Origin of the sequence: Gluconobacter thailandicus F149-1 = NBRC 100600 (assembly GCF_000964465.1) — a bacterium.
Classification (GTDB): domain Bacteria; phylum Pseudomonadota; class Alphaproteobacteria; order Acetobacterales; family Acetobacteraceae; genus Gluconobacter; species Gluconobacter thailandicus.
In genome coordinates this window covers 1-12,250 of record NZ_BANH01000009.1, presented here as the reverse complement: position 1 = coordinate 12,250, position 12,250 = coordinate 1, and the positions used below count along the sequence as shown (strand labels likewise).

The 12,250-nt window shown below is 52.3% G+C and carries 7 protein-coding genes; all 7 read left to right on the top strand.

Translation table 11 applies throughout. The features are described 5' to 3' along the window. Window positions 1–86 precede the first annotated feature (86 nt). The 7 genes from hydA (at window position 87) to B7444_RS03190 (ending at window position 12,202) form a co-directional block, all read left to right on the top strand. On the top strand, window positions 87–1,499 hold the full coding sequence (gene hydA, locus B7444_RS03225) for a dihydropyrimidinase (RefSeq protein WP_007284102.1): 1,413 nt from the start codon (window positions 87–89) through the stop codon (window positions 1,497–1,499). Next, window positions 1,496–2,854 carry an aspartate aminotransferase family protein gene (locus tag B7444_RS03220; RefSeq protein WP_007284101.1) on the top strand — a complete coding sequence of 453 codons (1,359 nt, stop codon included), beginning with the start codon at window positions 1,496–1,498 and terminating at the stop codon, window positions 2,852–2,854. Before hydA ends, B7444_RS03220 begins: the two co-directional genes overlap by 4 nt. 214 nt (window positions 2,855–3,068) lie before the next feature. Next, the gene (locus tag B7444_RS03215; protein ID WP_035729206.1) at window positions 3,069–5,408 is read left to right on the top strand and encodes a TonB-dependent receptor; all 2,340 of its coding nucleotides are present in this window, start codon (window positions 3,069–3,071) and stop codon (window positions 5,406–5,408) included. A gap of 330 nt (window positions 5,409–5,738) precedes the next feature. Continuing rightward, on the top strand, window positions 5,739–8,297 hold the full coding sequence (locus B7444_RS03210) for a TonB-dependent receptor plug domain-containing protein (protein WP_035729204.1): 2,559 nt from the start codon (window positions 5,739–5,741) through the stop codon (window positions 8,295–8,297). Continuing rightward, on the top strand, window positions 8,272–9,252 hold the full coding sequence (locus B7444_RS03205; protein ID WP_231502778.1) for an ABC transporter substrate-binding protein: 981 nt from the start codon (window positions 8,272–8,274) through the stop codon (window positions 9,250–9,252). The genes B7444_RS03210 and B7444_RS03205 overlap by 26 nt, the downstream gene beginning before the upstream one ends. Before the next feature lie 14 nt (window positions 9,253–9,266). Further along, a complete protein-coding gene (locus B7444_RS03200; RefSeq protein WP_007284096.1) occupies window positions 9,267–10,583 on the top strand; it encodes an LLM class flavin-dependent oxidoreductase in 1,317 nt (438 codons plus the stop codon). 503 nt (window positions 10,584–11,086) lie between these two features. Further along, a complete protein-coding gene (locus B7444_RS03190; protein ID WP_007284094.1) occupies window positions 11,087–12,202 on the top strand; it encodes a Fic family protein in 1,116 nt (371 codons plus the stop codon). The last annotated feature ends 48 nt before the right edge of the window (window positions 12,203–12,250 follow it).

Here is a 12,250-nt window from a genome sequence, read left to right as displayed (position 1 = left end):
TGTTGACCGAATGGTCAGATTAGCCATACAGTTTCGGTAAGACAACGACATTGTGCCAATCGCTTTTCCTGAATGGAAGGGATGTCATGCTCCTGATCAAGGGTGGAACAGTTGTTACGTCGGAAAGGCGGTTTCGCGCAGACGTCCTGTGTGATGACGACGGACGGATTGCAGACGTTCAGCCGGACATGGATGCGCCGATCGGCAGTACGATTGTCGAGGCTGACGGACTGCTTGTCATGCCGGGCGGGATAGACCCACATACCCATATGGAAATGCCCTTCATGGGCACGACAGCCAGTGACGATTTTTATACCGGCACCGCCGCCGGGCTGGCTGGTGGAAACACCAGCATTATCGACTTCGTTATTCCTGATCAAAAGCAGTCCCTGCATGATGCCTGGAAAGCATGGCGGGACAAGGCTGAGAAAGCGGCTTCCGATTATGGCTTTCATGTCGCGGTAACGCACTGGGATGAGCAGGTTCATGACGACATGGGCACGCTTGTACGGGAGTGTGGGGTCAATTCCTTCAAGCATTTCATGGCCTACAAGAATGCCTTGATGGTGGATGATGAAACGTTTCTCAACTCCATGCGTCGTGCGGGCGAACTGGGCGCTTTGTGTACCGTGCACGCTGAAAACGGAGACGCTGTTTCATTCCTTCAGGACTCATTGTTGAAGGAAGGCAGAACCGGTCCGGATGCTCATCCGCTTTCCCGTCCGGCCAGTGTCGAAGGGGAAGCGACCCAACGGGCTATCACACTGGCATCCGTCAGCAACACGCCACTTTACATCGTGCATGTCTCTACCCGGGAGGCGACCGACGCCATTGCCGCGGCGCGACTGCGGGGCATGAAGGTCTATGGAGAGGTGCTTCCCCAGCATCTGGTTTTTGATGACAGCGTTTATCAGTCCTCAGACTGGTTGCAGGCGTCCCGGTACGTCATGAGTCCGCCCTTCCGGGAAAAATCCCATCAGCAGGCGCTCTGGGGTGGCCTTTCATCGGGCCAGTTGCAGACAACGGCTACAGATCACTGCTGCTTCTGTCGATCCCAGAAGGAAACGGGGCTGACAAATTTCACGCGTATTCCCAATGGCGTTCCCGGCATTGAAGATCGTATGAGCGTTCTGTGGCATCACGGGGTCGCAAGCGGAAAGCTTACCCCGGAGCAGTTCGTTGCAGTGACGTCCACCAATACGGCGAGCATCTTCAATCTTCATGCCCGTAAAGGGCTGATTGCTACCGGTGCGGATGCAGATATCGTCTTGTGGGACCCTTTGGCCACACGAACCATTTCGTCCGGTACGCATCACCAGAACGTCGACTACAACATTTATGAAGGCATGACGGTCACTGGGGTGGCAAAAAAAACCATCAGCCAGGGGCGTGTGGTCTGGGATGATGGCACGTTGCGCGCCGAGCGTGGACAGGGCCGATACGTGGAGCGCAAGCCATTCAGGAGCACTGCTCTGAATGGCACAGAGAGAGTCCAATGAACGAATTGAAAAATGAAAGCCTGTGCGCGCTCGCGATGAGTGAAGGCCGCAACTGGATGCCTTTTACCGCCAACAGGCTGGTGAATGGTCGGGGCGATCATCGTGTCGTGGCTTTGGCCAAGGGGCCTTATTATACAATGGCTGACGGTCGCACCGTTTTTGATAGCCTGTCCGGGCTATGGTGTACGCCGCTTGGGCATGGACATCCCCGTATTGTAGAGGCCCTCCGTCAGCAGGCAGAGACCCTGGATTTTGCTCCAGGGTTCCAAATGACACATGCGCCAGCGGTCACGCTGGCAGCGCGCATTGCCAGGATGGCTCCAGACGGACTGGAACATGTCTTTTTTGCAAATTCAGGATCAGAAGCTGTTGATACAGCGCTGAAAATTGCCATCGGGTTTCATAAATTGCGTGGAGACGGTGGGCGTTTCCGTCTGATTGGGCGGGAACGCGGCTATCATGGTGTCGGGTTCGGCGGAATGTCTGTTGGCGGCATCGTTTCCAACCGGAAGATGTTTGCGACGGTCATGATGCCGGGCGTTGATCATCTTCGTCATCCCTATGACCACGCTCATGTCGCCTTTTCAAAAGGGCAGCCGGAATGGGGAGCTTGTCTGGCCGATGATCTTGAAAGACTGGTAGCCCTCCATGACGCCTCCACGATTGCTGCGGTAATTGTGGAGCCCGTGCAGGGATCTACAGGTGTTTTGGTGCCTCCCATTGGGTATCTTCAGAAGCTCAGGGAAATCTGCACGAAGCACGGCATTCTTCTTATTTTTGATGAAGTAATTACCGGATTTGGCCGCATGGGAGAGAACTTTGCCTCCCAGAGATTTGGCGTCACACCTGACATGATTACGTTTGCCAAAGCCGTCACGAACGGGATCGTGCCGATGGGAGGTGTCATTGTCACATCTGAAATTTACAAGACATTCATGAGCGGTCCGGAAAGCGCGATAGAGTTTGCGCACGGCTACACTTATTCTGGGCATCCTCTGGCAGCAGCCGTCGCTCATACTGTCCTTGATATTATGGAAGAGGAAGATACGAATGCGCGGGTGAGGGCACTTGAACCAGTGCTGGAAGAGGAAGTCCATTCACTTCGGGGTCTGAGTTCCGTAAAGGATTTACGAAATATCGGATTTACAGCAGCTATCGAACTTTCTCCGCTGCCTGAAAAATCTGCCCTCCGAAGTGTTCAGCTTTTCGAATACGGCTTGCAAGAAGGTGTACTTTTGAGAGTAACGGGAGACACGATTTCCTTTGGGCCGCCATTTATTTCGACCCCAGACCAAATCAGGGAGATGATCCAGAAGGTCCGGAATGTTCTTCTGAGGTGTGAAGAAGACTTCTGATCTGTTTGACGTAGAACCTCAAATTCCGGTCAATAATTTTCGAAAGCCGAATGATGCACTATCATTCGGCTAACGCTGTTTGTGGGTATTTTATTTATATTATTTGAATAATTTTTCAGATTTTCGTTGACTAGAAAATACATAATATTTCATTATCATATCGTAATATATACAGAGCGACTTTCCTGACTGCCCTGAATGTCGGAGAAAAAAAGTGAAAGCACTGGTTTCTCGTTTGCTTCTCAGTACCATTTTGGGTTCGACGATCATTGTATTGGAGACTGACAGTCTTAAAGCGGCACCGTTATCACGGGCGCGACATGTCCCGACCAAACATTCTGTCGCACCTCCATCCGCAAAAACCCGTCCTCACAGAACATCCATGACGGCGACCAGTGAAGAAAATGTCGGGGTCAGGGGGTCAAGACGTGCACGCGATTCCGGCGGCGGCATGATGCGCGTGGAGACCGCTCCGTATGCAGTGCAATCTGTCGGGAAGCAATATATCGAGATGAGAAGTCCCACATCCACCGGGCTGGATGTCGTGCAAAATCTGCCGAGTGTCAGTATCGCGATGCCGGATACATCGGGGATAAAAGGCGGCGCTCTTTATATGCGGGGCTTCACAGATGCTGATACGGCGCTCCTTCTTGATGGCGCCCCAGCATCTTTGGCTGCGTATCTCCAGCAGAATGTGGATGCAGAAAATATCGAAACTGTCACTATGACACCTGGCAGTTCTCCCATTGATGCTCCGGCGTCTAATGCGACAGCCGGCACACTCGATGAGCGGACTTACACACCGGGCAAGAAAGCCGGTGGGAGCATGGATTTCTCCTATGGCACTAATAATATGTCGCGTGAGTTTGTGCGACTAGAATCCGGAGAAATAGGAAATTCAGGAATTCGGTCTTACATTTCGGTTTCAAATACACATTCGCGCCAATGGATGGGGGCGGGAACGAACCGGCGAACACATGTCGATGTCGGATTATTCAAGGAATTTACGAACGGCTCGACCGTAAAGTTTTTTGGTTCCTGGAATAATTCAATGTTCACGATTGATGCCTATCCAGATGCCAAGACGTTCTACGATTACAAGCACACTGGAAACGGATATAATCGTACAAATATCTGGGACAGAAATTCCACCTCGGCCGGGAATTACTGGCAGGGAAATATTGATTCCTGGAACCAGTTTTTTGTCACGACGCAAGCTCACATCATCATCAATAAACGCCTAAGTTTCGACCTGTCGCCTTATTTTGCTACCGGTTTTGGATGGGACGGCTCTTCAGCCGGTACGCCATCTTCCACAGGGGCAACTTATTATTATGGAAACGGACAAAAAGTAGATGCCTCCGCGCCACTCAGCACATACTGGGCCCAGCACTGGTCTCCTCAGGTAGGGCTTGTGGCCAAGCTCGGATATGACATTGATCGCCATAATCATCTTTCTTTTGGCTACTGGTATGAAAATAATGCCGTCGATTATTTCTTCCCAACGATGGCCACGAAGGAAAATGGCCGCAACGCCAAGACCAATGATGCTGCCTATAAACTTTACACGGCGGATGGTCAGGAGGCGATTTACCGGTACAACGCTGGTTACGAACTGAATTCGTTCTTCATTGAAGATACAGCAAAATATTTCGACGATCGATTGCTCGTAAATGCAGGTTTCAAGTATGTTATGTCCAACTACTGGGACAGGGCTTCAGGATTAAGCCAATTTACGATTGGTGCGAATTCGACAGCGCCGTTGCCGCATCTGTCAGTTTCATACAAGCTTGATACACACAGTCAGATCTACCTGAATGCAGAAGGGGATTTCCGTCAGCCATCGCCGTCCCAGCTTTCGGCATCGACATCTCTGCCCAAAAACCAGTATTCAATCACCGAGCAAATTGGGTATCGCTATAATAACCGCTATCTGACGCTCGATATCGCGGCGTTTAATTCGAATATTACAAACCGACTTTTAACAACATATCTTCCCAATACAGCCTATGCGGTTTCAAACGCGGGAAACCAGACAATTCGAGGCTTTGATGCCATGATTGCAGGACGCGAATTCCATCATTTCAGCCCCTATGCCTCTATTGAGTACCTGCACGGCACATTTGATTCCAACATTCCTTATGGAGACACCTATCTCCCGACAAAAGGAAAGCAGTCCATTCTGACGCCTAGGGTTCTGGCGAATTTTGGTCTTACGTATAGCAATGCAGGATTTTTCGGAAACTTCAGTCTCCACTATACGGGGCCTCAGTCTGTTACGCTCGTGAATGATCAGAGAATGCCTGGGTTCGTCACGAATACTCTGGCACTTGGATATCATTTCAAGCCACTTTATTTCCTGAAAACACCGACATTCCGTCTGAATTTTTCAAATCTGACAGGGTCAGTTATTCGCGTCGGGACAACCGGAATTACCGATAACTATCGCAACGTCACTCTGCTTGACGGTAGCACTCTTGCAGGGGGAAGTGGTGCGTCTTTTTATGTGCTGCCCCGGTTTTCAATGACCGGAACCATTTCTTCAGATTTTTGATATTAAAGTTGTGAGATGCATCGCTGTTGCGTGCAAATTTCAGGCGCAGCAGCCGTTACTGAGAACGTATTGCTTTGCCTTCCCGGCAGGCAAAAACCAGAGCCGATTTTGTTTGTGCATCCCGCCCGTTCCTTAAGCTGGACCTCTCCTGAACATGCCCCCAGAATTCCACGTAAAGAGGACCTGATTTCTTGCGTCCTGGCTCAATCCGATACAGGCAAGTTCTATATTATCTTTAGTCATACGTGAGATAATAATATTTCGTTTTTATTTACGCGGACAATTTTTTACCCCCTGTACCTCAATCAGAGTGCAGGAAAGCAACCTTTCATGTTCAGAACGGCTTCTTATCGTTGGCGTTTTCTATATGGCACGATGCTTGGGGCCTGCTGCACGTCGTTGATTTCCTTTCCCGCTGAGGCACGGGAAGGGACTGACACAGATCATGACACCAGTGTTTCGGCAGAAAATGTCATTGTAACGGGCACCCGTACGGCAGTTAAAGCTTCCCGAAGCATGGCGCCCATCGCCATTTTTACGGCAAATGATTTGAAAAAAACCGGGCAGACCAGTCTGCGGAACGCCCTGACAGCGCTTGATCCATCCATCAATAATACGCCTGGATATCCCGGTCAGCTCGGCTTCACGACGAAAACCATGTCTCTGCGTGGGCTTCCCGCTAACGAAACGCTGGTTCTCGTAAATGGCAAGCGCCGTCATACGATGTCCTCCGTGTTTTATGGAGGCGCCATGCAGGGGCAGTCACCGGTCGATCTGGATATGATTCCGTTTTCCGCAGTGGATCATGTCGAAATTCTCAAGGACGGTGCCGCTGCCCAATACGGATCGGACGCCATTGCCGGGGTGATCAACATTATCCTCAAATCCGCCAATCACGGAGGGAGTGCCGAGCTGGGGTATAATCAGTATGGCTGGACGGTTGGCACTCTGGGGGATTACGGACGTGGGGGAAACCTGAATTACAATCAGGGTTTCAAGATCGGTCGCAGCGGATTTCTGAATATCACGGCTGAATTCGTTGGAAATCAGGCGACCAATAACGCCGGATATGTTCCCAGAACGCAAGGAGGAAAGCCGGTTCTCCTCTATCCGCTTCTGGCCAATGGTGAACAGGACCCGCGAGAGAGCGGAAATCGTTACCGCCAGATCTCGGGACAGCCAGAATCACAGCGACAGAGTATCGCCTACAACATGGAGGTTCCTCTCTCGGACGCAGCAACATTCTATTCTTATGGAACGTACAGCCATCGCACGATTTTCGCATCTGCCTGGTACCGGCCGTCCAATTCCCAGCAGAACATCATGAGCGTCTACCCCGAGGGATACTTGCCAACGGATACGACGGAAGATCATGATTTTCAGATCACCAGCGGTGTTCGTGGTCGCGATTTCTTCGGCTGGCAGTGGGATGCAGGCGTCAATTACGGGCGTAATCTCAGCAGTATCGGTATTCAGAATACCCTCAACAATTCCCTCGGGCCAGACAGCCAGCACAAATTCCATCTTCAATCGCTGGATAATTCTGAACTGACAGCAGATTTCGATATCAAACGCAGCTTTCGCACTGGTCTTTTTTCCAGCCCCCTTCAGGTCGCGGGAGGAATTGAATACCGGTACAATGAATATGGTGTTTCGGCAGGTGAACCCGCCTCCTATGCTGATGGTGGGTACGTTTTTCCAGCCAGTTATGTCTTTCCAAGTGCCAGCCCGGCATTGCCCGGAGCCTCAGGGCTGGGCTTTACGTCACCTTCGCAGGCTGGAACACACTCTCGCATGAACGGGGCGTTCTATCTGGACCTGACTCAGAAACTGACCAAGGATCTGACTGTCAATCTTTCCGGGCGTGACGAACAGTATAGCGATTTTGGAAACACACTGAGCGGAAAGGCTTCAGTGCGGTATCAGGTCACGCCCTGGCTGGCTCTGAGAGGGTCTGCCAGTAATGGCTTTCATGCCCCGACACTTCAGCAGCAGTATTTTCAGAGTACTGCACTCTATTACTCGGTACTCCCAAGTACCAACCAGCTTGTGCAGTCTTATACGACCTATGCTTCCGTGGATAATCCGGGTGCGCGCGCTTTAGGGGCAACAACTCTGAAGCCGGAGACGTCTCATAATTTCAACGTTGGCTTTGTTCTGACACCTGTAAAGAACTTGGACATCTCGCTGGATGCCTATCGAATTGATATTTTCAACCAGATTGTTCCGATTTCTGTGGCGGGTTCAGGGGTTGCAGGCGCTCGCGTGCTGGAGATCCTGCATTCGGCAGGCGTGGTTCCTAATGATGGGCGTTATTACGGCTATACCTATGAACGGAACGCTGCACATACGAGAGCGACAGGTCTGGATCTTCAGGCTCATTACCTGACGCGTTTTGGTCGTGCGGGCTCCGTGACATGGAGCCTGATGATGAATCAGCAGCAGCATCAGATCATTCGGGTCAATCCACTTAACGTCAATCTTGGGTCTGGTATTACGGCTCTGTTCCGCAGCCAGATCGGAAACATCACGACGCTTTATCCGCGCAATACCATCCGCCTGAATGCGACATGGAATATCCAGCGCTGGTCCACCACGCTTCGCCTCTCACGCTACTCTGCAACCAAGCTGCTGAGTGATCGAGGGGCTGCCTACGACGAGACTGTTGCTCCTGCGTGGCTGGTAGATTTCGATCTGACCTATCGCTTCCCGAACCGTATCAAAGTGTCTGTTGGCGGAAATAACGTTTTCAATCATCGCCCACAGACCCTGAGTGCAACAGCCCAGAGTGCTGCATCTCTTCTTCAGGTGAACCCGAATTACAGTTCCGCCGCCATCTACGGTGCGGAGGGAGGATATTACTATGGCAAAGTCGCCTGGAGCTGGTGAACTCATGACACTGACACGTCGACGCAGCCTTATGCTCGGGCTGGGAGGTCTTTTGTTCGCTGCGGTCCACCGGCATGGCATTTCGGGTGCTTACGCCGCGGAACCTTTGCGCATCGGGGATCAGAAGGGAGGGGCACGCTCTCTTCTGAAAGCAGCAGGAATAGGAGATAACGCTTCGTCACCCCTTCATTGGAGCCTGTTTGCCGGGGCTCCGATGCTGATACAGGCGTTGACGGCAAAAGCCATTGATGCCGGGGTTATCGGGGATGCGCCGCTGGTCTTTGCCCAGAGTGGATCTGATGAAATCAGGGCGATCGCAGGCGTGCAGACGGATGGAACGACAACGGCTGTCGTCGTGCAGCCAGACAGTACCGTCCGATCTGTCGCGGATCTGAAAGGAAAGCGTATTGCGACCCTGAAGGGGCAGACCGGTCATTATCTCGTTCTGGCGGCACTGAAAGCAGCGGGGCTTCAAGCGACCGATGTTCGGTTTGTTTTCATTCCCCTTGTGGCGGCAAAACTGGCCTTACAAACGGGCGCCGTAGATGCATGGGCAACATGGGGGCCCTACATTTCGGACGCCAAGGTCTCCAATGGAGCACGCGAGATCGTGAACGGTGGTCAGCTCATGAGCGGCCTAAGCTATGTCGTGGCCACTCGGGAAGCGTTGGAAAAGAACCGGGAAGGGCTGGTGAGTTATGTGCAGCAGCTTAAGGCCGGGCATCAGTGGATGCAAACCCATACAGACGATTATGCTAAGGTGTGGGCAGAAGAAGTCGGCCTATCCCTTCCTGTAGCGAAGGATGTCGTACGCACGATGCGCGGGACGATTATTCCCCTAACGCCAGATATCGTTGCCAAGCAACAGCAGGTTTCCGACTTCATGGCCGAGACGGGAATGATCTCTGGAAAACTGAATGCGCAGGCCGTCATGGATGGCAGTTTCACGTTCTGACAAAAGGGTTGCAGATGTCTTATTCACCAGGCCGCAGCTTCGCACTTGGAGCGTATCTGACCGGTTCCGCCACGAACGGAGATGCCTGGCGGGCACCGGGCGAAGATGTGGACGCAGATATCAGTTTTGAGCGGTATCGCTCATATGTGGATCTGCTGGAGCAGGGGCGCTTTGATAGCATATTTCTGTACGACAACATGCTGCCCATTCCTGATCCTTCAGCGATCGCTGATACCCCTGTGCTGGCCCGGTGGGACACTTTTACCCTCCTGTCTGCACTGGCTGTCACTTCGCGGCATATCGGCCTGATTGGCACAGCCAGCACAACATTCAATGAGCCGTATAATGTGGCCCGGCGTGTCGCCACGCTGGATCGGTTGAGTAATGGACGCGCTGGCTGGAATGTCGTGACTGCGACGGGTGGAGGCGAAAACTTCAATCTGCCACGACATGTCGATCATCAGGAGCGTTATGAGCGCGCGCACGAGTTCGTGGATGTCGTGACTGGGCTATGGAAGAGCGTACAACCGGATGCGATCCTGCGGGACAAAGAAAGCGGTCGATGGCTCGATCCAGCCAAGGTTCACCCCCTTAATCACAAAGGGCACTTTTACAGTGTCGCGGGTCCGCTGAATGCGCCTCCTCCCGTTCAAAGCCGTCCCGTTCTGGCTCAGGCGGGGGCGTCAGGGGCAGGGAAGGAACTGGCGGCGCGCATTGGTGAAGTCATTTACACGGCAGAATATGACCCTGCTGCGGGACGGGATTACAGAGCAGATGTTCTGGATCGGGCACGGCGCTACGGCCGAACAGAAGCGCACTTGCGGATCCTTCCTGGGTTAGCGCCTTTTGTGGGACGCACGGAGGATGAGGCGCGTGGCAAATTCGAGACTTATCTGAGCTGCCTGAACGCGGGAGAAGTTCTGCGGAGCTTTTCGGCCTACGCCAGTCTGGGCATTGATCTGTCCCAGTGGCCAGACGGACAGCCTATCCGACTGAAAGACGTGGAAGAGACCAATAGCCACAAAAGTCGACAATCTCTTATTGTGGACTGGATCAGGCGCGAAGCTCCTACGACCAAGGATGTCCTCAGGACTTTTACCAAAGGTGGCCACCGAATTCTGGTAGGGACGCCTCAATCCATTGTGGATGATATGGAAGGCTGGTACCGGACGGGAGCTTCAGATGGCTTCAACATTATGTTCACGTCTGCACCTGACGGTATCCGGGATTTCGTGACGCTGGTTGTTCCCGAATTGCAAAAACGGGGGCTTCTGCGTCGGGAATACGCTGGACGCACCTTGCGTGAGAATTTAGGCCTGCCCCGTCTTTGAAATCAAAAAATAGAGTAAGATCTTTCCGCGCTTGAGCCGAGCGCGGAAACTGAACACCCAGTTCAGAACATCGTCGTGGGCCTACGAATCAAAGCAAAGCGTTTTGTCTGTGGCGGACAAAAACTTACACAGAATTCGGAAAGCGTATTTCGTCTTTTCAAAAAAAACTGGTGCGAGCTGCGGAACTCGAACCAGCTCCGCATCATTTTTGAGATGCTGGGAGTGTCTCAATTTCGGCAGAAAACGGCGGAATATGAAGCTCTTCTCAGTGAACGTTATGGAGTACAGGTTTGGAGAAAAACTTTGGTCCGTCAAGGGCTGCACGACACTACACATATCCGGATGAAAGGATGAGAAATCTTGTCATGAAATCGGTCTAGTCCGTTGCGGGTTATTCCGGGTTTATGTGCGGGAAAATTGGTCGTAAGGATGATTGATAGATTAAACTTCTATCAATCATAAAATACAGATAAAGTGATCGATATAACTCTGAGGTATCGATCATGCGTTGGAACTGGCAGCTTCCTGACTGGCCGCACTTTCAGTTTGAGAAAATCCGGTTGAGGGATGCTGAAACGCAGTTCCTAAAGGGAGCAGGCATTGTCGTAGGTGCCATGCAGCATCTCGACAAAGACGCCAGTCAGCAGCTTGTCGTTCAGATGATCTCTCAGGAAATGGTCGAGAGCTCGGCCATTGAAGGCGAGGTGCTTGATCGGGCCAGTGTTCAATCCTCGATTGCCCGACAGCTAGGCTTTGCAGCAGACAGGCGACGTTCCACGCCTGCCGAGGCAGGAGCCGCTGAACTGATGGCAGATCTGTATCGTCATTATGCCTCTCCTTTAACGGACCAAAGTCTGTTTGACTGGCATGCCATGCTCATGAACGGCCGTCGCGATCTGGACGTCATCGGTGGATATCGAACTCATGCTGAGGCCATGCAGATTATCTCCGGCCCCCTTCATGAACCGCACATCCATTTTGAGGCCCCGTCATCTCAAAGCGTGCCTTCCGAGATGACCCAGTTTATTGGCTGGTTCAACAGAACAGCTCCATATGGGACTGACCCCTTACCCGCGATTGAACGGGCTGCGATTGCGCATCTGTGGTTTGAGACCATCCATCCCTTCGAAGACGGGAACGGTCGCATCGGAAGGGCCATTGCTGAAAAAGCACTGGCGCAAAGTCTTGAAGCTCCGACGCTGACGGCTTTGGCTGCGACCATCAATACGCACAAGAAGGTGTATTATCTCGAACTGCACCGAGCCAGTGAGACAAACCGGATAGAAGGCTGGATGGTCTGGTTTTCCCAGATCGTACTGGAAGCTCAATCTCGCACGCTTCAGACCATTCGGTTCCTGATTGAGAAGACGAGGCTTCTGGACCGCCTTCGGGGAAAGCTGAACATTCGTCAGGAAAAGGCTTTGCTTCGGATGCTGGCTGAAGGGCCTGATGGATTTCAAGGTGGTCTGAGCGCCCAGAATTATCGGTCCATCACCGGGGCAACGTCTGCCACGGCAACTCGTGACCTGGCAGAGCTTGTCACGCTCGGAGCGCTCAACCGGACAGGAGAAAACCGGTATGCCCGATACAGTTTACTGATTGGGCAGCATCGACCCTAACAGCAAAAATTCAGGCTCCGACGGTAAGCATTCAGATTGGCTACATTG